19 protein-coding genes are annotated in these 22,072 nt (G+C 41.2%); 18 read left to right on the top strand and 1 reads right to left on the bottom strand.

What is annotated here, in order from left to right; genetic code table 11:
• Positions 1-33 precede the first annotated feature (33 nt).
• The 10 genes from WC639_03395 to WC639_03350 all read left to right on the top strand — a co-directional run bounded on the left by WC639_03395 (position 34) and on the right by WC639_03350 (position 13,758).
• On the top strand, positions 34-1,176 hold the full coding sequence (locus tag WC639_03395; protein ID MFA6306823.1) for a glycosyltransferase family 1 protein: 1,143 nt from the start codon (positions 34-36) through the stop codon (positions 1,174-1,176).
• A 160-nt stretch (positions 1,177-1,336) separates the two neighbouring features.
• Entirely contained in the window at positions 1,337-2,335 is a 999-nt protein-coding gene (locus WC639_03390; GenBank protein ID MFA6306822.1) for a hypothetical protein, read from the top strand.
• Between the two features lie 131 nt (positions 2,336-2,466).
• Positions 2,467-2,736, top strand: coding sequence for a hypothetical protein (locus tag WC639_03385; GenBank protein ID MFA6306821.1), 270 nt, complete (start codon positions 2,467-2,469; stop codon positions 2,734-2,736).
• Between the two features lie 45 nt (positions 2,737-2,781).
• On the top strand, positions 2,782-3,381 hold the full coding sequence (locus WC639_03380; GenBank protein ID MFA6306820.1) for a hypothetical protein: 600 nt from the start codon (positions 2,782-2,784) through the stop codon (positions 3,379-3,381).
• A 176-nt stretch (positions 3,382-3,557) separates the two neighbouring features.
• On the top strand, positions 3,558-6,329 hold the full coding sequence (locus WC639_03375; protein ID MFA6306819.1) for a DUF4012 domain-containing protein: 2,772 nt from the start codon (positions 3,558-3,560) through the stop codon (positions 6,327-6,329).
• Between the two features lie 198 nt (positions 6,330-6,527).
• Positions 6,528-8,519 (top strand): hypothetical protein, encoded by a 1,992-nt coding sequence (locus WC639_03370; protein ID MFA6306818.1) that lies wholly within the window; start codon positions 6,528-6,530, stop codon positions 8,517-8,519.
• A gap of 146 nt (positions 8,520-8,665) precedes the next feature.
• Positions 8,666-9,790 carry a tRNA guanosine(34) transglycosylase Tgt gene (gene tgt, locus WC639_03365; GenBank protein ID MFA6306817.1) on the top strand — a complete coding sequence of 375 codons (1,125 nt, stop codon included), beginning with the start codon at positions 8,666-8,668 and terminating at the stop codon, positions 9,788-9,790.
• 111 nt (positions 9,791-9,901) lie between these two features.
• A complete protein-coding gene (locus WC639_03360; GenBank protein ID MFA6306816.1) occupies positions 9,902-12,316 on the top strand; it encodes a hypothetical protein in 2,415 nt (804 codons plus the stop codon).
• 44 nt (positions 12,317-12,360) lie between these two features.
• Positions 12,361-12,540 (top strand): hypothetical protein, encoded by a 180-nt coding sequence (locus WC639_03355; protein ID MFA6306815.1) that lies wholly within the window; start codon positions 12,361-12,363, stop codon positions 12,538-12,540.
• A gap of 162 nt (positions 12,541-12,702) precedes the next feature.
• Positions 12,703-13,758 carry a Fic family protein gene (locus WC639_03350; GenBank protein ID MFA6306814.1) on the top strand — a complete coding sequence of 352 codons (1,056 nt, stop codon included), beginning with the start codon at positions 12,703-12,705 and terminating at the stop codon, positions 13,756-13,758.
• A gap of 59 nt (positions 13,759-13,817) precedes the next feature.
• On the opposite strand, the gene WC639_03345 is transcribed toward WC639_03350, so the two are convergent.
• Positions 13,818-14,750 carry a Fic family protein gene (locus WC639_03345; protein ID MFA6306813.1) on the bottom strand — a complete coding sequence of 311 codons (933 nt, stop codon included), beginning with the start codon at positions 14,748-14,750 and terminating at the stop codon, positions 13,818-13,820.
• 223 nt (positions 14,751-14,973) lie between these two features.
• Between WC639_03345 and WC639_03340 the strand changes: the two genes are divergently transcribed.
• The 8 genes from WC639_03340 to WC639_03305 form a co-directional block, all read left to right on the top strand.
• Entirely contained in the window at positions 14,974-15,246 is a 273-nt protein-coding gene (locus WC639_03340; GenBank protein ID MFA6306812.1) for a hypothetical protein, read from the top strand.
• Between the two features lie 92 nt (positions 15,247-15,338).
• A complete protein-coding gene (locus WC639_03335; GenBank protein MFA6306811.1) occupies positions 15,339-15,743 on the top strand; it encodes a HEPN domain-containing protein in 405 nt (134 codons plus the stop codon).
• Complete coding sequence (locus tag WC639_03330) at positions 15,716-16,030, top strand: nucleotidyltransferase domain-containing protein (GenBank protein ID MFA6306810.1); 315 nt, start codon at positions 15,716-15,718, stop codon at positions 16,028-16,030. Before WC639_03335 ends, WC639_03330 begins: the two co-directional genes overlap by 28 nt.
• Positions 16,031-16,550: 520 nt before the next feature.
• On the top strand, positions 16,551-17,387 hold the full coding sequence (locus tag WC639_03325; GenBank protein MFA6306809.1) for a TasA family protein: 837 nt from the start codon (positions 16,551-16,553) through the stop codon (positions 17,385-17,387).
• A 68-nt stretch (positions 17,388-17,455) separates the two neighbouring features.
• Positions 17,456-18,730, top strand: coding sequence for a SipW-dependent-type signal peptide-containing protein (locus WC639_03320; GenBank protein ID MFA6306808.1), 1,275 nt, complete (start codon positions 17,456-17,458; stop codon positions 18,728-18,730).
• A gap of 80 nt (positions 18,731-18,810) precedes the next feature.
• Positions 18,811-20,094, top strand: coding sequence for a TasA family protein (locus tag WC639_03315; protein ID MFA6306807.1), 1,284 nt, complete (start codon positions 18,811-18,813; stop codon positions 20,092-20,094).
• 171 nt (positions 20,095-20,265) lie between these two features.
• Positions 20,266-21,435 (top strand): SipW-dependent-type signal peptide-containing protein, encoded by a 1,170-nt coding sequence (locus tag WC639_03310; GenBank protein ID MFA6306806.1) that lies wholly within the window; start codon positions 20,266-20,268, stop codon positions 21,433-21,435.
• A 70-nt stretch (positions 21,436-21,505) separates the two neighbouring features.
• Positions 21,506-22,072: SipW-dependent-type signal peptide-containing protein (locus WC639_03305; protein ID MFA6306805.1), on the top strand; the 567-nt coding region annotated here is incomplete at its 3' end.

Here is a 22,072-nt window from a genome sequence, read left to right as displayed (position 1 = left end):
GCGGGTCAAGCCCGCAATGACATAAATTTATTTATGAATAAAGAAAATAAAATCAAACGCATCGGCATTGACGCCCGCTTTTACGGGCCCTTAGGCAAAGGCTTGGGCAGATATACGCAGGAAGTCGTTGATAATATCATTAAGCTTGACCGGGACAATGAATACGTTATTTTTTTGCGCCAAGAAAATTTTTCCGCTTTTAAATGCGACGGCCTACGGGTAAAAAAAGTTCTGGCCGACATAAGATGGTACGGCTTGGCCGAGCAGATAGTTTTTCCATTTTATATTTGGCGCCAGCGTCTGGATTTAATGCACTTTCCGCATTTTAACGTGCCGATTTTCTGCCCGGTTAAATTTATCGTTACCATTCATGATTTGATTTTAATAAAATTTCCGACTTTGCGCGCCACGACTTTAGGGCCGGTTATTTACAAAATAAAAAATCTGGCTTATAAAATCGTTATTTCCTTAGCGATTAAAAGGTCAAAAAAAGTATTAGCCGTTTCCGGATATACTAAAAAAGAAATAGTCAAACAATTTAAAACTAATCCGGAAAAAATAATCGTAACTTACGAGGGCGTAGCTGAATTAACTAAAATTAACGAACCCGTAGATATTAACGAGGTTTTAAATAAATATAACATCAGCCAGCCGTACTTACTTTATGTCGGCAATGCTTATCCGCATAAAAATTTGGAAGGCTTAATAGAAATTTTCCCTGAAATCATAAAAAATCACCCGGATTTAAAGTTAATTTTAGTGGGTAAAGAAGATTATTTCTACGGCCGGCTAAAACAATTCGCTAAAATTTTTTCCAGTAATATTATTTTTCCCGGCTATGTTCCGGATAATGAATTAAAAGCCTTGTACGCCGGCGCGGCTCTTTATGTTTTTCCTTCTTTTTACGAAGGTTTCGGCTTGCCGCCCTTAGAAGCTATGGCGCACGGCCTAGCGGTCGTTAGCTCAAATAAAACCTGTTTGCCGGAAATACTCGGTCCAGCCGCCTCGTATTTTAATCCAAGCGATAAAATGGATATGAAATACGCGATTGAAAAAGCGCTGGCCGATAAAGCTTCGCAAGAAAATTTAAAAAGCAGGGGATATGAACAAATAAAAAAATACAGCTGGACAGATTGCGCGGAAAAGACGCTGGAGGTTTATAAAAATTTGCTGTAAAAACAAAATTTATTAACATAAAGACATTATCGGCTGATAATGTCTTTTAATAAATTATAAAAATGGCTAATATTTAAATAAAATTATATATAATTTGAAATATATTGACATAAAGTGAAAAATATGATATAGTATTTTATTAATAAAATTATTTATTGGCATGGAAATAAAAAAAATATTAATTCCCAATAAGCCGCATTTAGACCCGATTGCCGCGATTTATCTTTTAAGGCAATATGGCAAAGAAAAATTTCCCGGCGTTGAAACCGCTGAGATTATTTTTTGGGAAAACAGCCATGATCCGAAACCGGAAGATATTAATAAATTCATAGCCGAAAAGGTTTTATCAATTGATATCGGTGGCGGCATGTTTGATCATCATCAAAGCGTTGCTAAAGAAACGGCTACGTCTCTTGTTGCCGCTAACTTGGAGATAGAAAAAAATCCGGAATTAATCGCTTTATTAAATTATGTTAGAGAAGATGATTTAGAAGGCTTGCATAACCGCTATGGCGATTTAGCTTATTTAATAAAATGTTTTCATAAACAAAAGTTATCTTCATTAAAAGTTGTAGAGCTTGGTTTAAGGTTAATTAATTATTTTCAAACTTCGCAGATTGACTGGCATTATAATGTTAAAAAAGAATATGAGAATAAGTGTAAAATTTATAAAATAAAGAAAAATAACAATAAATTAAAAATCGGCGTAGTTGAATCGGATAATTCCCAGCTGGCTAACTACGGCATAACCATGGACAACTTATCATCGGTAATTCAGAAACGTTCAACCGGCCATGTTATGATTTTAACTAATAAACATCATCGCCTTAATTTAAAAGAAATTGTCGCCGCCATTAGAATGAGAGAACTGGAATTAAGCGGTTATACCAAGCCGATTGATCCGGCCAAACTGCAGTTTGAAGGCAAAAATTCTTTGATCCCCAATTGGTTTTACCATAGAAGCTTAAATGCTTTTTTAAACGGCTCCGAAGCTTTAAATAAAGCCGAGCCGACCAAGCTTAAATTAAGCGAAATTGTTTCTTTTGTCTGGAACGGCTTAAGTTCGGAACATTCGGAGTATTGCGATTGTGATCAAGAAGGTTTAAGTTGTCCTTTTTCCAAATATGGTTTTAGTAAATGTCAAGATAGAAAAAGATAACATAAAGCGATTAACGCAATCTTTTGTTTATTAATTTTAGTAAATAAAAGATTGCGTAAGAATCGCGAGAACTTTAATAACGAATGTAATACATTCGATAATATGTCAAACATCAAATGGGAGGAGGAGAGATGTCAATAAAAGTATTATTTTACTATTGGGACTGGAAAGGGCAGATAGAGATTGATACTCTGCAGAGAGCTGTCAACGCAGTTTTTGATGGAGTCCATCCGCCTTATATAACGGATAAAATTAGTGGGCTTGATTGGGACCAATATACGATTGCTGTTTGTTCCCAACCTGTTACGTCGGAAGTCCTCGGAAAGCTATTTAATGATAACGACGAGTCCGAGGACTACTGGTGGGAAGAGCTGGGCGAACCTAAGCCTTTGAAATTTTAAATTAGGAAATTAAACGTATAACAACAAAAGATAGGAGGGATTACGATGAATACGATTATATTGTTGGCGGAAGTTCTGGCGTCGGGCAAGGGTTGTCCGGTTTGCGGTAAAAACAAATCAGATAAAGCAAGGACTTGTAGGAATTGTTTTGAGGTTATCGGTTTTGAGGCGACAAAAGCAGTAGATAGTATTGTCAAGACGGCGGACGAAGCCAGAATCGGCAATAATGTAGCAAATGCAGGTGGAATAGCCAGAGAGAATATCTGGGAGCCGGTTTTGGCGAATTTACGCATTGACCGAGATGCCAAATACAATCAGCCTGGCCAAGGCATAGAGCCGTACTGGGAATGCCGGAAAAGTGTCAAAGGAGGATTTATACCAGTCTATGTTTTTGGGGCGGAGAAAGAAAAAGCTGGTAGTGAAGTAACGGCTTTAATAGAGCTCAAAAACAAGGAAACAAAAAAAGGCAAGATATCCTATCTCCGCGCACAGGCGGTGGATGGATCCACCAAAATTAAATCAAACGTAAAATTGGCGGTTAATCAGTTTTTTGACGTTGGCAAATTCATTGTAAACTCATTGCCTTCCACTCAAATAATTGAGTCAGGCAGAAGATTCTCCGTCGGTTTCTTACCGGTGGCGTAGTCCGAAGTTCAAAAGGTTTGGATGCAGATGCTTACTTAAAGCAAATGCATTCAGACCTTATTTTTTTATAAAATCTAATATTTTCTTCTTTTCCATATTTTGTGTTATAATAATAACTGTTAATAACTACTCACACTGCTTTAAAAACAGAAATTTTTTGTATTTTATAAAAATAAATGGCTTTAAATAATCCCCATAATTTAAAAGTTAACCCGGATGTGAAATCGTCCCGTTTTGTTATTGATTTAAAGCAGAATCTGCCTAAAGAAGAAACCAAAGCAAAAGACGTCCGACGTCTTGGAGACGTCGGACGTCTTGAAGAAAAGCTGGAAAAATTGGCGGAAGTGGATTACAAGGGAATACTAAAGGCGGGGAGTGAAAATGCCAAAAAGAATATTATAGCCTTAATGGTTCGCAGCCGTAATTTCTGGATTCCCGCCTTCGCGGGAATGACAAAGGAAAAGCCAGCTCGCAATGACAAAAAGAGAAAGAATAAGATTGCCGCGCTCCCTGCGGTCGCTCGCAATGACAGTTACTTGGTTGTTTTATCTAATCAGCTGGCGCTTATCGTTTTAGGCAAGGCGCTGTATTTTATTCTAAAAAAAGTTTATTGGCTGCTTTATAAAATTTGCTACGCGGCCGGCTGGACAATCGTCTTTATTTTAAGGCTGGCTTACTTTTTGCTTTTAGCCATAATTAAGCCGATTAAAAAAGCGGGTTATCTGTTATTTATTAAATTTCACCCGGCAGTAAATAAAGTTATTAAAAATATACCTCAAGACCTTCAGGCTAAGCAGCTAGCGGCTGTTTCAATCTTCGCGAGATTGCTTCGCTCCCTGCGGTCGCTCGCGGCGGCGGAAAAGAAATCTGTTGGCGAAGAAAGAGATTGCTTCGTCGCTATCGCTCCTCGCAATGACAGGCGGTTAGTTGGCTACTTAAAGCCGGTTTTAATTTTCGCCGGAATATTATTTATCATAATTTTACCGGTTAAAGCTTTTACCTATTATAAAGTTATCAACGTGGTTCGCGGCAAGGTTTTAGGCGCCAGCGAGAGCGCCATTGGCAATTTAATTTCCGCCGGGCAATCGGCCGCGAATTTTAATTTTAACCAAGCCGGCCAAGGCTTTAAAAGCGCCGGCGATAATTTTTTAAGCGCGCAAAACGAGCTAAAAGAAATCAACGGTTTGCTTTTCGCTTTAGCTTCGGTTTTGCCTGATAAAAATATGCGCCTGGCCGCCGCCGGCAAAAATATTTTGCGCGCCGGCGAGCTAAGCGCGGCCGCGGGAAAAAATTTAAGCTTGGCTATGGAGAGCCTGTTTAGCTACCGGGCCGATAACGTTAATAACATTTTAAAGAATTTAAGTTTTTACGGAAATAACGCCATAACCGATTTAAGCGAATTAAATAAAACCTTAGACCAGATAAACAGCGAGGTTATACCGGAAAATTACCAAACAGAATTTATTTTATTAAAACAAAAAGCCGGCCAGCTTAGCCGCGGCTTAAAAGAATTTATCAGTTTAGCCGATAGCCTCGGAAATTTTTTAGGCGCCAGCGCGGCTAAGCGCTATCTATTAGTCTTTCAAAATAACTCGGAACTGCGCGCTTCGGGCGGCTTTATCGGCAGTTTTGCTTTAATAGATTTTTCCAAAGGCGAGATAAAAAATATTGAAGTTCCGGGCGGCGGCAGCTACGATACTGATGCCGGTTTTTTAAAAAAAATAAAAGCGCCGGAGCCTTTAAGTCTGGTTAGGGCCGATTGGCATTTTTGGGACGCGAATTGGTGGCCGGATTGGCCGACCAGCGCGGAAAAGCTCGCTTGGTTTTATGAAAATTCCGACGGTTCAACCGTTGACGGCGTTATTAGCTTTACGCCAACCGTGATGGAAAAATTGTTAGCCATAATCGGCCCGGTGGATTTGCAAGAAAAATACGGCTTAACTATCGGCGCGGATAATTTCTTTATGGAAACGCAAAAACTGGCCGAGCAAAAACCGGACGTAACCAGAGAGCCGAAAAAAATCATCGGTGATTTAATGAATAAAATTATTGAAGAATTGCCTAAGCGGCTGACTAAGGATAATTTAGGGCCGTTATTTAAGGCGATTGAAGAGTCGCTCGCCGGCAAAAATATTTTATTTTATTTTACGGATGAAGCTTTACAGGCTAAAGCCGATGACTTGGGCTGGAGCGGCCGGATTAAAGATACGGCCGGCGATTATTTAAATGTTATCAATACTAACATCGCCGGCGGAAAAAGCGACCGTAAAATCAAGCAGGAAATTATCCAGCAAAGCGAAATTCAGCCGGACGGGTCAATTATTAATAATTTAACTATTAGGCGCGTTCATGAAGCGATTAAGCGCGAGCCTTTTTCCGGAGTGAGAAACGTTAATTGGCTAAGAGTTTACGTGCCGCTCGGCTCGGAATTATTGGAAGTTAGCGGCTTTAAGCCGGTGGATAAAATATTTTTTGATAAAGAAATGGCCGGCCTGGAAAATGATCCCGAAGTTTTCGCCGCCGAAAGCCAGGCGCGAACGGACGAAGCCACCGGCACGAAAATTTATAATGAATTCAATAAAACCGTCTTCGCCAACTGGTCCCAGCTTGACCCGGGGGAAACCGTTGAAATAAATATAAAATATAAACTGCCTTTTAAATTAACCGCTAAGCCGGAGCCGGCCGGAGATAATTTCGCGGATCAGCTTATCACCAAGGCCGGCGCGGTTTTAAATCCGGAACAGAAAAATTTATATTCATATTCGCTGTTAGTGCAAAAACAGCCGGGCATGAATTCATCCACCATAACCAGCGAATTAAAATTAGGCGGCGGCTTCGCGCCAATCTGGAAATATCCGGTTGATTTAGGCGGCGGCGCGGACGGCTGGTTAATCACCGAAGATTTAAATCAGGATAAAATAATCGGCATAATCGTTGAGGAAAAATAAGGCTATTTGTCATTGCGGGCGACTCTGTAGTTTTGTCATTTCGAGCCGTAGGCGAGAAATCTATAATTCTTGACAGTCGAGCTAGCCGACTATTATAGATCTCTCCTCCCTGCGGTCGTCGAGATGACAAATAATCAGATTGCCGCGTCGCACCGCCGCTCTCCTCGCGATAACAATTAATTTAGAATGACAATAAATATGAAAAACAACGAAATAAAAATAAAACAGAAATCATCAAGCCTGTCGGAATTCATCCAGCGGCCGATAGCCTCGGACGAGGAAGTTGAAGCTTTTGAAGAATACGCTCAAAATGAAGCCAAAGAAGAAGAGATAAAAGACAGTTTAACGAAGATTTACCAAGACGACCAGGGCCAGGCGGTTGACGTGAGAAAAATGATAATTAAGCCGAAGCGCGGCCTGCTGTTTAATATATTCACTTTTTTAATCGTGCTGTTTGTTTTTGCCGGTTCAATTTACGGCGCCTATAATTATATTTATCTAAAAATGATTAACAGCAAGCCATCGGCCACCCTTGAATTTGAGTCTAAAAAAGAAGCGGCCGCGGGCGAAGAATTTTATTATGACTTAAATTATAAAAACGAAGACAGCGTCGGCTTAACTAAAATCGGGATAAAAGCCACCTACCCGGATAATTTTATATTTTTAAGCAGCGACCCCGAACCGAGCAAAAATAACGATATCTGGGAAATAGCCGGCCTGAGCGCGAACCGCAGCGGCGTTATAAGGATAAAAGGCAAGCTGGCCGGGCCGATTGATTCAAGTAATATTATTTTAGCCGATATGCTGTATACGCCGCAGAATTTTTCCAGCGAATTCAAAAAATCCGCCAGTTTTGAAACTAAGATAAACGATATCGGCCTGGATTTTTCGCTTAGCAATTCTTCAAGCGCGCTAATTAATGAAACCAATGAAATTATAGTTAAATTTAAGGCTAAAACTGAAAATTATATTGATAACTTCCGTTTAAGCCTTGAATACCCGGGTGAAGTGGAAATAATCAATACGGCTTCAAGCTCGCCAGCCGTAGAGGCTGGCTCGCCGGCCGGCCTAAAAATAGAAGCCAGCGGTCCGGGCGCCTGGCTGTTAAGCAATTTCGGCAAGAATGAAAATGAATTTAAAATTAAGTTTAAAATCAAAGAAAAAAAACAGCCGAATATCAATATAAAATTAAAATTTGAATTGCCGGAAGAAGTTTTAAACCTGCCGGCGAAATATCATTTATTTTACGCCAAAGATTTAGCCATTGACGTGGTTAAAAGCGATTTAAACATGAATTTGATAATCAACGGTTCGCCGTTTGACCAGGGAGTTGATTTCGGCCAAACTTTAAATTATTCAATTAACTACGCGAATAAAGGCGATGCCGTCATGAAAGACGTTATCATTATGGCGATTATAGAAAGCGATTTCATTGATTGGCAGACTCTAAGCGACGCGAACAACGGCCGAGTAAGCCTGTCTGCCGGACAGGCGGGCGGCAACACCATTAGCTGGAGTAAAGAGGAGCTTCCGGCTTTAGCCGAATTAGCCAGCGGCGCCGAAGGAGTAATTGACTTTTCGTTAAAATTAAAAACGCAGGCGGAAATTGATTTAAGCAAGGCCTATCAGGCAAAAAGCTACGCGCAATACAGCATCGGCGGCAAAAGCGCCGCTACCGACAGCCAAAGCAATACTGTTATTAATAAAATCAACAGCGATTTAAAGCTGTCGGAAGAGGTAAGATATTTTAATGATGATAATCTGGCGGTTGGCTCCGGGCCTCTGCCGCCTAAGGTCGGGCAAAGCACCAGCTTAAAAGTTTATTGGGTGATAAATAATAATTTGCATGAATTAAGCGATTTGCGGATCAGCGTAACTTTGCCGGCTAACGTAGCTTGGGATAATAAAAATCGGGCTTCGGTCGGGTCGCTTGATTACGATGCCCAAACCAACCAAGTCGTCTGGCAAATCGGCCGTTTGCCGGTTACGGTTTATAAAGCCGACGCCGAGTTTAACATCAGCGTTAATCCGGGCGAAGCCGACAGAAATAAAATCATGATAATTCTCCCGGGCACGGGCGCGACGGCCGTTGACTCGGAAACCGGCATGCAGATAAATAAAACTCTGAAAGCCAAAACCACTAAGCTGGAAGATGATAATATGGCGAGCGGAGACGGAATCATACAATAAATTAATTAAAATAAAAATCCCAAGCTCTAATGACCAATGACCAATAAAATCTCAATGAACTAAATCCAAAAAATTAAATTAGGGTTTGGGGTTTGGGATTTTATTGGATATTGGGATTTGTGCATTGGGTTTTATAATTAATATTAATGTTTAAAATAACTAAAAAATCTAAAATTTCTAACGCCCGTTTGGGCTTAATAACCACCCCGCACGGCCGATTAGAAACGCCGGTTTTTATGCCTGACGCCACCAGGGGAGTGATCAAGCATTTAAGCGCCGCCGAACTCGCCGGGCTGGGCTTAGAGTGCCTGGTGGCCAATACTTTGCATTTATATCTGCGGCCGGGAATTAAACTGATTAAACGGGCCAAGGGCCTGCATAATTTTATGGATTGGCCTAAGCCGATTTTAACCGATAGCGGGGGGTATCAGGTTTTTTCCCTGATCCATAAAAGCGGCGCGCGCGGTTCGGTTAATGATCAAGGCGCGATTTTTAATTCTCCTTTAGACGGGGCTAAATTAACCATAACTCCGGAGCTATCCATAAAAATCCAATTTGCCTTAGGCGCTGATATGATGGTTTGCTTTGATGATTGCCCGCCCAATGGCTTTAATGACGCCGGGCTAGCCGACTCGGTTTCGCGCACGATTAAATGGGCGAAAAGATGCAAGCGCGAATATGATAAGCAAGTTAAGTTGCTTAAAAATAATAAAAGACCATTGCTCTTCGCGGTTATCCAGGGCGGCAATAATTTAAAATTAAGAGAGCATTGCGCGCGAGAACTTATTAAAATCGGTTTTGACGGCTTTGGCTTCGGCGCTCGCCATATTGACGAAGCCGGAAACTTTTTAACCGAGGCCTTAAAATGCACGGCCGAGCAGATTCCGGAAAATAAATTGCGCTTCGGCTTAGGCATCGGCTTGCCCGAAGATATTATCAGGTCGGTTAAAATGGGCTATGATATGTTTGACTGCGTTATCCCGACCAGAGAAGGCCGGCACGGCCGGCTTTTTTCCCGGGGAAAAACAGCCGATAAAAATAATTTTTACCAAACTATAAACATCACCAACGCCAGATTCGCCAAAGACTTTTCCCCGATTAACGAATTCAGCGAGCTAGGAGAGCTGCGCCGCTATTCAAAAGCTTATTTAAATTATTTATTTAAAATCGGCGAACCTTTGGCTTTAAGGCTGGCCAGCTTGAATAATCTTGAGTTTTATCTTAATATGATAAGAGAAGTTAAAGGCTTGATTAAAAAGGATAAGCTTTAGCCGCTAGACATAATTCGGCTTATTATGTTAAAATTAGAATAATTAATATATCTTTATAAATAATTTATTTACCCGATTAAATCAAGGAGTTTAATCCGGGGGCCAACATCTATGGAAGAAAAAAAGATTATTTCCAAACACCAAATAACCACCACCAAGGGTTTGGATTTCGTTATCATCGGCGCGATTTTTATGGTATTTTTTCTCTGCCCGCTGTTTTTTACCGGCCTGGTGGCGCAAAACATGGGTTTTGAAAAAATGACTTTATTCTACTTCTTGGTGCTCTTAGGCGCCGTGGCCTGGGTGACTAAAGCCGTGATTATCGGCGAATTAAACATTAAAAGAACGCCGCTTGATTGGCCGATCGTCGGCTTTTTAGCCATTTTTATAACTTCCACGATTTTATCAATCAGCCAAAAGGACAGCTTATTAGGCACTTACGGCAACCAGTCTAAAAGCCTGGCCGCGGTTATAGTTTTTATTTTATTTTATTATTTGATCATAAATAACATTGACCAGAAAAAAATTAAATTATTATTTTGGGGCATAATCGGCTCAACTTCAATAGTCGCAATTTTTTCGCTCTTGCAGCTTTTAGGAAAATATGTTCTGCCGTTCGCTTTTACTAAAGCCATCAGCTTTAATTCTTTAGGCTCGCTTTCCGGCTTAACCATGTATTTAATAATGGCTTTGCCGCTGTTAGTAATCGGCATGGCGCAAGTTAAAGAAATTCACGCCGGCTTAACCAATAAAGCTTTAATAATTGCCATTAAAACGGCCTTAGGCATAGTAATCCTAATATCGCTCTTCGTTTTAACTTTGCTTAACGGCTTTACTTTCTGGCCGGCGGCTATCGTCGGCATAGTTATCGTTTTAATGTTTCTCTTGTCAAAAATTATTAAAATCACGAGCTCAAACATAGTTATTCCGATTACCAGCTTTTTGCTTTTGATTATTCTTTTGGTTTTAGGCAATTTTAATATCATGAGCTTAAGCCTGCCGGTGGAAGTGAGCCTGTCGCGCGGAGCTTCTTTCAATATTGCCAAAGCCAGCTTGAAAAATAATCTGTTATTCGGCTCCGGACCGTCAACTTTCTACTACAGTTTTGACAAATATAAAAGCGCTGATTTTAACGCCTCGCCTTTATGGGACGCTAAATTCAATAACGCCTCCGGCTATTTGTTTGAAATGGCGGCCACGATCGGCGGTTTAGGCGTTTTAGCCATAATTATTATTTCCCTGATTGCTTTGTCAATTTGTTTTTTAACTTTGATTAAAGTGCAAAAGAACGACACGCAGTCAATTCTTTTAGCCTTATTCTCAAGTTTTATTATTGTCATTATTTTCAGCTTATTGTTCTCCATGAATAATTCGCTGGTTTTAATCTCCGGGCTGATCGCGGTTTTAGCCGTGGCCATGGGCATAGTCAATTATCCGGAAAAATTCAAAACTCTTAATCTGTCATTCCGCGCCTCGCCTAAATACGCCTTGGCTTTATCGGCTATTTTCTTAACCTTAAGCGCGGCCGTGGTGATTTTATTCACCATGGGCGTAAAAATGTATCTGGCGGATATTTATGTCATGCAATCTTTAAAGACCGCCGATGTCAACCAAAAAATAGAAAAAATAAATAAAGCCATTATTTTAGCGCCTTACCAGGATATTTACTATTTGAATTTGGCCAATAATTATATGGCTTTAGCCAACCAGGAAGCCTCCGGCGGCCGCGACCAAGCGGTTATAGAGAACAGCTTGTCTCAAGCCATAGATACGGGTAAAAAAGCTTTAGCTTTATCGCCGAACAGCACTGCCAATAACGAAGCCATGGCCTTAATTTACGAAAACGCCTCTTTTTATGTCCAGGGCGCTTTGGAATGGGCGGAAAATCTATATAATAAAGCCATAGAATTATCGCCGGACAGCCCGACGCCTTACTTAAGGATGGCTTTAATCAATATGGCGCGGGCCAACGCGGAAACGGATAAAACTCAGAAAGAGTATTATATCAACGAGGCCATTAAAAAATACGATCTGGCCTTAGGGAAAAAAGCTGATTTCGGCGCGGCTAACTACGGTAAAGCTATCGCTTATGAACAACTGAATAAAACGGATGAGGCTATTGACCAGCTGAAAAAGGCGGTTATTTTAACCAAAGATAACGTTGATTACCGCTTTGAGCTCGGCCGGCTTTATTTCAACCGCGGAGTCGCCACCAACCCGGGCATAGCCCAGGCCGCGACCGAAGATATCACTAACGGCACGGAAAACAATCAGGACTTAAGCGTTTCCGGCCAAACCGGCGGCACGGTTAAAAAAACCGACGATATCATCATGGCCGAACAATTATTTTTAAGCATCGTCCAGGCCAATCCGAACCATGCCAACGCGCTTTACAGCTTGGCGCTTCTTTACCAGAAAACCGGTGAGACGGAAAACGCCAAAATCGTTATCAAGCAATTATTAATAGTAGTGACGGATCAGCCGTCAATAGACATCGTGCAAAAGCAATTCCCCGGCTTGTACTAACAGCCTGCCGACAGCATGATTATAATATAAATATTTATTATTTTATGGCGAAAAAAATAACTATCAATGATTTAGGCGTTATGGTAAAAAATGGTTTTGACGCGGTTGACAAGCGTTTTGATGAAGTTGGCCACGAAATTAAGGAATTAAAGCAAGGCCAGGAAAATATTGAATTAAAATTATCCAACGTGGCTTATCGCTTTGAGCTTGAATCTGCCAGATAACTATATAAAAATTTAGGCCATAAAAACGCCTCGTAGGAATACGGGGCGTTTTGTTTATAGGGCAAGGCTTGATTTTTTGGCGATTTTTGTTGTAAGAAAACTGCATACTCTTGCCATAATCGTATCAATATGATACGATTATAGAGCATAAATGATACGATTATGATTGAATTAAACAAAAAACATCAGCAAATATTGCTTATAGTTCTTAAGGGAGGCGCTATGTCGTCTTCCGACGTTCACACTGAAGCGTCTAAGCCTGGCGACAAAACTTCTTTAATTACCATAAAACGCGCCCTATCTCAAATGGTTAAGCTGGGCCTTTTGGTTGTTTCCGGTTCCGGACCGGCTACGCAATATAAAATAAGCGTTTTGGGCAGGGTTTTAGCGCCTATTGATGCTCGCGAGTATTGTTTGGCTGAACCCGATAAGCGATATGGATTTAAAGGCTATAATTTTAATTTATTGCCTGATTTGCCGGCCGATATTTTCACGGCTAAAGAGTTAGAGCGGCTGGATAAGGCAACCGCTCAATACCAAGAGAGAACGGAAAATTTACCGCCGGCCATTCAAAAAAAAGAGTTAGAGCGGCTTATCATTGAGCTATCATGGAAGTCATCAAAAATTGAAGGCAATACTTACACGCTTTTAGATACGGAAAAATTAATTTTGGAAAATAAAGAGGCGCCCGGACATAATAAGCAGGAAGCGCGGATGATTTTAAATCATAAAGACGCTTTTAGCTTTATCCGTGAAAACACGCCGCGATTTTCCACTCTGACGAGAAAAAATCTTGAGGAACTGCAGGCTATTTTGATTAAAAATTTAAATGTCGGCTTAGGCTTGCGCCAAAAACCAGTCGGCGTAATCGGCTCAATTTACCAGCCGCTTGATAATTTTCATCAAATCAGCGAAGCCGTTGATAGCCTTAGCGCCGCCATAATAAAAATGCCATCGCCTTACGCTAAAGCGCTAATCGCCCTATTAGGCATCGGTTATATTCAGCCGTTTGAAGACGGCAACAAAAGAACCGCCCGTTTAATGGCCAACGCGATATTGCTGGCGCATCATCGCGCGCCTCTTTCGTACCGCAGTGTTGATGAGGTTGAATACCGCGAAGCCATGCTGGCGTTTTACGAATTAAATTCAATTTTGCCGTTTAAAAAAATATTTATTGATCAATACGAATTCGCGGCGAAAAATTACGCGATTAAATAACATTTCAACTAAAAACGCCCCGTATTTTCACGGGGCGTTTTTTATTTAAAGTTTTCCTCTTACCTAGCATCCGTACGTTCCAAAATTTTAAATCCGGCCATAGTAGCTTCGCAAAGGAAATCTTCTAATTGGCTATGGTCTTTTTTAGTTTGAGCTTTATAAAGATAAGCATAATAAAGCTGTTTTTGTTCTTGGCGAATTATTGCCGGGGCAAAATTAGCGCCAAGCAGCATCGCGTTCATAAGCAGGCGGCCAACTCGGCCATTACCGTCAGAAAAAGGGTGAATTTGCTCAAACCTTTCATGGACATCGGCGCATAGAGCAATAGTGTCTTTGGTTTTTTGAGCGGCCGGAGCCATAGCTATAGGCATCAATTTTTGGATACTCATATAATTCGCGGTCGGCAAATTAACGCCGGTGATGCGAACGGCGTGATCGCGGTAAACGCCGGCATCCGGACGAACTCCATTCATAAGAATGCCGTGGAGTTTAAGCGCCAGGCCCTCGTCGACTTTTCCTTTTTTAGCGATATGTTCAAATAAATAATTTAAAGCCGTTTGGTGGTTTTTTGCTTCAAGCTGTTCGGTCAAACTTTTATTAGGCAAAGCCGCGTTGTCAAAAAGAATGGCCGCCGTGTCCGGTTCGGTCAGCGTACTGCCTTCTATGCTGTTGCTATGATAAGTCAGTTTTAAAATAAATTGATCGCGAATATCCGGGTTATCTAAAATTTTAGTTATAATATTTTTGTGTTCGGCCGATTTTTTCAGAAGCGCTTGCTTTTTTGCCGTAAGCTGATTATCGGAAATTATTTTCTGCCCGGTTACTTCTAAAAAGAGCTCGTCTATAGCGGCTAGCATTTTTGGCCTGGGGTTTGATTTGCCGGTCCACCAGCTATTAAAGGCGGCAAAAGAGACGCCGAATTTTTCAGCTAGCTTAGTTTGAGTTAACCCCAGCATTTTTTGGATTATTTCCAGTTTTTGGCGGATAGTCATATATTTATAATATATCAAACTTTATAAAGTTATGCAAAATACAGGAATTTTATAAAGTTAGCGTTTGATTCAATATGCGCAAAAATTGCGCATATTGCTCCGGAGCAACCTGAAAGAAAAATTTTTATAGCTTGCTTTTTCTAATAAAAACGCCTCGTAGGAATACGGGGCGTTTTTTATTTACAAAAACAATAGAAAATGTTATTTTTAAAATAATATGAATATGGCTAGAAAAATCAAAAAGAAAAACAATCAAGTTGTCGTGTATCAGGCTAAAAACGGCGCGATAGAGCTAAAAAAAGACGCTTCCGGGGATACGATCTGGGCGACCCAGGCGCAAATGGCTGATATTTTTGGCGTGAATACGCAGGCAATTACTAAGCGCATAAAAAATATTTATAAAGAAGGTGAATTATCCGAGCCGGCAACCTGTTCCAAAATGGAACAGGTTCAAAACGAAGGAGGCCGTTTAATCAGACGTTCAGTGTTAATATAATTTAGATAATATGAGCCTGTTTCTTGACTATAAGTTATCAATAAAGTATTATAATAAGTATTATTATACATTATTTAAGAATATATAATCAGATGAAAAATAACTATAAAAAGCTGGTAAAATATTGGCAAGAAACCGCCGCCTATGATTATGATACGATGAAAAGTTTAGTGAAAAGCCAGCGCTATGCCAGCAGTTTATTTTTCGGGCATATCGTTTTGGAGAAAATTTTAAAAGCCTTGGTAGTAAATGAGACTAAAGCGCATGCTCCCTATACGCACAATCTTATTCTGCTAATAAAAATTTCTAAAATTAAGCTAAATGAAGAAGAAATGGATTTGCTAAAGGCGGTTAATGATTTTAATATAGAAGCGAGATATCCTGAATATAAGTTAAAGTTTTACAAACTTTGTACCAAGGAGTACGCGAAAAATAAAATTGAAGAAATTGATAACTTATATAAAAAATTATGTCAAAAGTTGAAGCCAAAAAAATAGTTAAAAAATACGCGGAAAATTTAAAGGCTAAAAAGTATCCTTTTTCAGCCGTATATTTATTTGGCTCCTTCGCCAAAGGAATTCCTAGCAAATGGAGCGATATTGACGTGGCAGTTATTTCCAAGGAGGTAGATAAGGATTGGATGGGATCAAAAATGAAATTATGGAAATTTAGCGAGGGGATTGATGATCGGATTGAACCGCACGGTTTTTCTCCCGAAGACTTTAAGGATTATTGGAATCCAATGGCGCATGAAATAAAAAAGACGGGAATTAGAGTAGCCTAGCCTATTAATTTCAAACCATAACGCCCGGCATCTCGTCGGGCGTTTTTAATTTTCCGTCCATTTACACCACAAAAAAATTATTCTGTCAAAAGGGGATAAAAGTGCTTGACAATAAGCAAGTTGTTTGTTAAAAATATAAAGCGAATAATAAAAAGTAAAAGCTAAAATTATGAGCTTTTATGCAGTTAAATTTTTACCGGTAAAAGGTTGGCGTTTTTCGCCTTGTTTTTGCGGACCAAAATTAAAATATGAATTAAACCTAAACCGCGGCTAATCTGGCCGGCGGTTTTTTGTTTTTTTCTGTCATCTCCGGCTTATCCGTCCGTCATAAATAATAGTAGCCTTGACCCCGCGAATCTCGTTTCGCAGACGACGAAGCAATCTCACACCATTCTGTCATTCCGAGCGAGCCCGTAATCGGGCGACCTGCCTGCCGGCAGGCAGGCGAAGGAATCTCGTAAAAATTAACAATTTACATATAAAGGAGGAAAAATTAATAAATTTAACGACAGCAGAATCTATGAAAAAAATTATAATTAGCTTAGCCATGATCGCGGCCGTCGGCGCGTTAGCCATCGGCGCCACCACGGCTTTCTTCTCGGACACCGAGACTTCCACCGGCAACACCTTTACCGCCGGAGCGATTGATTTGAAAGTGGATAGCCAATGCACTTACAATGGCGTATCTTCTAATGAATGTGGAACTTGGGGACAAAACGATGGTAAAGATATTGTTGGTGAAAAATTCTTCAGCTTTATTGATCTGAAACCAGGTGACCAGGGAGAAAACACCATTAGTTTGCACATAGATAACAATCCAGCCTATGTTTGCGCAAAAATTGCAATAACAAGCGACTTAGATAAAACCTGTACAGAGCCAGAACTGCTTAATGATACCGGCTGTGCAGTTGATACGGCAGGTTATGGTGGTGAAATTGCAGAAAACTTGTCTTTAGCTTGGTGGGCTGATGATGGAGATAATATTTTAGAAGATGCTGAAGAATCATTTTTATTCTATCTAAGCGAAATGCCTCTTAGCAGTATGTTAGCTTATGGCACCGATAATACGCTTTATTTGACACTTGCTGATAGTTCTCAGAATTTCTTTACAAATGTTGCCGGACCTATGAATGGTTCACAGACATATCATTTTGGCCTGCGATGGTGTTTTGGTTCTATGGCTATTGATAAATCAGGTACTGGCAATCCTGCTATCACATGTAACGGAGCAAATGTGGATAATGGTTCACAAACAGATAGTTTAACCGGCGACTTAGCTTTCTCTGCAATACAAGCAAGAAATAATGGAACCTTCGTCTGCGCTGACACATTTAAGCAGCATGGAACGAGTTGGTAAACTAGCAGTTTATTCATATTCTCTAAAATGGAGGAAATTAATATGACAGAGAATATTAACAAGAATTTATGAAAAAAATACTTATCAGTTTAAGTATTATTGCTACGGTAGCGGCGGTAGTGGTTGGCGGAACAATGGCGTTGTTCAACGACATGGAAACTTCAACCGGAAATATTTTTACAGCCGGCAGTATTGATTTGAAGGTTGACCATTTGGCGCAAACATATAACGGAGATGATTGCGAAACATGTTCGCTCATACTTTACAGCGGCGACGGCGGAGCGCAAGTAACCGCAGGAGTAAATACTGTAATCACTTCATTTCCGTATCCCGCTCTCTTAGTAACGCCCACTACTATCACTACGCAATACTGGATAACCCACCCAACAGCCAAATGGATTTGGGCTACAGATCCAACACTTGCAGGTGATGCTGGCATTAATGGTGCTGTTACTTACACCTTTGAAGACAAATTCAATTGGTGGGGTGGCGCTGTTAGCGTTGATCTTCTAATGAATGTTGCGGCCGATAACCAGTATCAGATACTTCTTAACGGCACCTCTATAGCATCCGGTTTAGGCAGTGCTCAATACACAACGCTTGATCCGATTGCTGAAGGCACATTCTTAGCGGCGGTTCAATCAGGAGAAAATACGCTTACGTTCATCGTCACTAATTTAAGCCAGACGAATCCTGCATACAACACTCCTCTCAATAATCCGGGTGGTTTGCTTTACTACCTTAAGGTGGAGCGTGATTCAGAGGACTGTAACGCAAACAGCGCGTTCTTGCAGAATTGCACGCTTTTTGGCGAGAAAGATTTAGCCACTGGCGACCACTTCTGGATGTTTGACGATGTTAAACCCGGCGATTACGGCACAAACTTAATCAGTTTGCACGTGTCTTCAAACGATGCTTTCGCCTGTTTGATAACAAACAATATTAATGATCAGGAAAATGATATTGTTGACCCGGAAACTGCGGCCGGCGATTTGCCAAATGTTGGCAATCAAAGCGGATATGGCGAACTTTCGCCGTTCATTAAGGCCTTTGCCTGGTATGATGACGGTGATGGAGTTTATGAAGGAGAAACGGTTATTAGCGGGCCAAACGTGCCGCTAAGCACGGCTATCGGCACCATTACGCTTCCGACATCCAGTACTAAAAATATTGGGGTCGCTTGGTGCGCGGGCACTCAAACTGTAGTAGGGAATGTTATTTCCTGCAACGGAGCGAGTATGGGTGATATCGCCCAGACCGATTCCTTTACCGCTGACGTCACCGCTTACGCGGTCCAGCAGAGGAATAACGGCGACTTTAACTGCGCGAGATTGATACAATAATACTTAAAAGCTTTTTAGGTTGCCTCTTTTAAAGGGGCAACCGATAAAGGTTTTAAATTATTAATAAATAATAAAAATATATGAAAAAAATAATTATTAGCTTAGGCGTTATCGGCGCGGTAGCGGCAGTAGTAGTCGGCGGAACAATGGCTTACTTTAACGACACGGAAACTTCAACCGGTAATATTTTCACGGCCGGCAGTATTGATTTGAAAGTTGACCACACTCTCGCAACCTATAATGGACAGGCGTGTGTTGGCGATTGCGCGGAAACAGGGAGCGAACTTATCCTGAACGGCGGATTTGAAACGCCGGTAGTAACGGACAACGGCGGTCAATATCAGATATATCCGAGCGGGATTAGCGGATGGGCGGTAGAGTCTGGCGCTCTTGAACTTCAGCGCAACGGCGTAGCGGGCGCTCCGCATGGCGGCGTTCAACTTACAGAGCTAGATAGCACCCAATCATCTTCAATATCACAGACTATCGCCACGGTTCCGGGCGGTAAATACCGTTTGCATTTCTGGTACTCGCCTCGGCCGAATAACGCGGCGAATGACAATAACATCGGTTTTACGGTAAAAGTTGTAAGCAACAGTTCAGTTATCATTAACGATACTGTCGGCGGCGGAGCAGCCGGAAGCGGGAATACGGTCTGGACTGAACATATTTATGACTTCATCGCGGTTGACGGTTCAACTAAAATAGTTTTTAGCGATGCCGGAACAATTAACAACATGCTTGGCGGATATATTGACGACGTATCAATGTTCGCGCTTAATTGCACGGAGACAGGATTTCCTTACGGAGGACAGTGCCATCTTTGGAATGAAAAGGATCTTGGCGATAGCGATCAGTTCTGGAATTTTCCTGATGTTAAACCCGGAGATCATGGCACTAATGTTATTTCTCTGCATGTTGACAGCAATGACGCTTTTGTTTGTTTATTAAACAATAGTGTTCAAAACATAGAAAATGGCGTTGTTGAAGCCGAAGGAGCTGATACAGAACCGACAGGTGAGCTTTCCGGATATATGGATTTGTTTATTTGGAATGATGAGAACGGCAATGGCATTTATGAACCAGCGGGAGAAGCTAGTCTTTATGAAGACGGATTTAACCCGGTGGCTATGACCAGATTATCTTTACCGGCAGGCGGAAATGACAATTTAGGAGTGGCTTGGTGCGTAGGCAATCAAAGCGTTAGCCATACAACCGGCGCTATTTCCTGCGACGGAACCGGCAATCAAGATAACGCGCAAACAGATAAAGTAGTGGCTGATATTGTTCTTTATGCTGTCCAGCAAAGGAATAACGCCGGATTTACTTGCGCGAGTTTGAATTTGCCACAGCTAGTATACTAACATCTGTCATTGCGAACCCCGTACTCGGGGTGAAGCAATCTCTGGTTCAATGGAAGGTTAGTGGATTTTAACCGGAGATTGCTTCGTCGCTAACGCTCCTCGCAATGACAATTAAGAAAAAGCGGGGGATGACGAATGAAAAAAATAATTTAAAAATAATAAAATATGTTTATGAACATCAGAAATGTCTTTTTGAATAAAAAAGCGCTTGTCAGCTTGTCGGTCGTAGCTATAGTCGCTGTTATTGTAATTGGCGGAACAATGGCTTACTTTAACGACACGGAAACTTCCACAGGGAATAAATTCACGGCCGGGAAGTTTAATCTGTTGGTTGGCAGTGAATGTACCTATAACGGTGTATCGCAAGCCCCTTGTAATTGGGTAAAAAAAGATTTAGCCAGCGAATTATTCTTTAATTTTGACGATATCAAGCCGGGGGATTCGGGAGAAAATACCATAACTCTTAAAGTTGATAACAACGACGCCTGGATTTGCGCAGAATTAGCGAATTTAGTAGGAGATGATAATGGCTGCGATAGTCCGGAAAATAAAGTTGATAACACCTGTGGAGCCGGACAAGGCGAACTGCAAGATAATTTATATTTTACTATTTGGAAAGATAACGGCGCCGGAGCGAACGCCTGCAATAATATTTTAGATGCGGATGAAACGGCTATCGTCAGCGACCAATCAGCGGAAAATTTACTCTGGCCGATCGCCGATTCGGAGCACGGCCCGGCGATTACCGGCGACACGGATTATTGCGTGGGCGTAGCCTGGAATGTGCCGATTGCCACTTCAAATATAATTCAAACCGACAGCTTAGTGGGAGATGTTAAATTTACCGCGGTTCAGGCGCGCAATATGAATAATTTTAAATGTTCGGACTTATATACGGAAATTTGCGGCGATCAGAAGGACAATGATTATGATGGACAGATAGATGAAGGCTGCGCTGAAATATGCGACGGCATAGACAATAACGGCAACGGGCAGATAGATGAAGGATTTACAAATACTGACGGCGACGCGCAAATGGATTGTATTGATCCGGATGATGATAATGATGGCGTGACAGACTTCGGCGATAATTGTTCATTGATTGCAAACCCCGATCAAAGGGATTCGGATTCAGACGCCATAGGCGATGCTTGCGATGAATGTGTTCCCGCGACAGAAGTTTGCGATGGAATAGATAATGATTGCGATGGGTCCACAGATGAAACATTTCCCCAGCAACAACAAAATCCCTGCTATTGTAATATCCCGCCACCGGGCGGTTCTTATCCTTCCATTTATCAATGTGTAAATGGCGTTGTAAGTTGTATCTGCCCTAATTAAAAGTTATATCCAAAATCCTATAGTGATTCATATAAAGAGAAAAATAATTTAAAAATAATAAAATATGTTTATGAACATCAGAAATGTCTTTTTGAATAAGAAAGTACTTGTCAGCTTGTCAATCGTGGCAGTAGTTTCCGCCATCGTCATCGGCGGAACGATCGCCTATTTTTCCGACACGGAAACTTCCACCGGCAATAAATTCACGGCCGGGAAGTTTAATTTAAAAATTGACAACACTTGCCATTATAACGGCAGGGAATGTATTTGCGATGGAGCCTGCGAATGGGCGGGGACGGACGAAGAATGTTTTTGCACCTGGGAAGCCAAAGATTTAACCAACGAGCTTTTCTTTAATTTAGGAGACGTTAAGCCCGGCGATTACGGCGAAGACACGATTAGCTTGCATATAGACAACAACGACGCCTGGATGTGCGCCGAGCTTTCTAATTTAAAAAACAATGATAATGGCTGTGAAAATCCGGAATTTAAAGATGAAACGTCAGCTTATGGCGCGAGCTACGAAACCTGCGCTAACCCTGGGCTGGGCCAAGGCGAACTGCAAAGCAATTTATTATTCAGCATTTGGAAAGATAATGGCGTCGGAGCGGATCATGCTTGCAATAATATTAAAGAC

This window comes from Patescibacteria group bacterium (assembly GCA_041662965.1).
In the GTDB taxonomy this organism is placed as follows: domain Bacteria; phylum Patescibacteriota; class Patescibacteriia; order Patescibacteriales; family GWC2-42-12; genus JACPHD01.
This window is presented reverse-complemented; position numbering and strand designations above follow the sequence as displayed.

Excerpts from the sequence above, each read along its gene's own strand:
- WC639_03340 (MFA6306812.1), top strand. The coding sequence starts at position 14,974 with ATGGCTAGAAAAATCAAAAAGAAAAACAATCAAGTTGTCGTGTATCAG.
- WC639_03380 (MFA6306820.1), top strand. The coding sequence starts at position 2,782 with ATGAATACGATTATATTGTTGGCGGAAGTTCTGGCGTCGGGCAAGGGT.
- WC639_03395 (MFA6306823.1), top strand. The coding sequence starts at position 34 with ATGAATAAAGAAAATAAAATCAAACGCATCGGCATTGACGCCCGCTTT.
- WC639_03360 (MFA6306816.1), top strand. The coding sequence starts at position 9,902 with ATGGAAGAAAAAAAGATTATTTCCAAACACCAAATAACCACCACCAAG.
- WC639_03335 (MFA6306811.1), top strand. The coding sequence starts at position 15,339 with ATGAAAAATAACTATAAAAAGCTGGTAAAATATTGGCAAGAAACCGCC.
- WC639_03330 (MFA6306810.1), top strand. The coding sequence starts at position 15,716 with ATGTCAAAAGTTGAAGCCAAAAAAATAGTTAAAAAATACGCGGAAAAT.
- WC639_03390 (MFA6306822.1), top strand. The coding sequence starts at position 1,337 with ATGGAAATAAAAAAAATATTAATTCCCAATAAGCCGCATTTAGACCCG.
- WC639_03370 (MFA6306818.1), top strand. The coding sequence starts at position 6,528 with ATGAAAAACAACGAAATAAAAATAAAACAGAAATCATCAAGCCTGTCG.
- WC639_03355 (MFA6306815.1), top strand. The coding sequence starts at position 12,361 with ATGGCGAAAAAAATAACTATCAATGATTTAGGCGTTATGGTAAAAAAT.
- tgt (MFA6306817.1), top strand. The coding sequence starts at position 8,666 with ATGTTTAAAATAACTAAAAAATCTAAAATTTCTAACGCCCGTTTGGGC.
- WC639_03315 (MFA6306807.1), top strand. The coding sequence starts at position 18,811 with ATGAAAAAAATAATTATTAGCTTAGGCGTTATCGGCGCGGTAGCGGCA.
- WC639_03310 (MFA6306806.1), top strand. The coding sequence starts at position 20,266 with ATGAACATCAGAAATGTCTTTTTGAATAAAAAAGCGCTTGTCAGCTTG.
- WC639_03320 (MFA6306808.1), top strand. The coding sequence starts at position 17,456 with ATGAAAAAAATACTTATCAGTTTAAGTATTATTGCTACGGTAGCGGCG.
- WC639_03350 (MFA6306814.1), top strand. The coding sequence starts at position 12,703 with ATGATTGAATTAAACAAAAAACATCAGCAAATATTGCTTATAGTTCTT.
- WC639_03385 (MFA6306821.1), top strand. The coding sequence starts at position 2,467 with ATGTCAATAAAAGTATTATTTTACTATTGGGACTGGAAAGGGCAGATA.
- WC639_03345 (MFA6306813.1), bottom strand. The coding sequence starts at position 14,750 with ATGACTATCCGCCAAAAACTGGAAATAATCCAAAAAATGCTGGGGTTA.
- WC639_03375 (MFA6306819.1), top strand. The coding sequence starts at position 3,558 with ATGGCTTTAAATAATCCCCATAATTTAAAAGTTAACCCGGATGTGAAA.
- WC639_03325 (MFA6306809.1), top strand. The coding sequence starts at position 16,551 with ATGAAAAAAATTATAATTAGCTTAGCCATGATCGCGGCCGTCGGCGCG.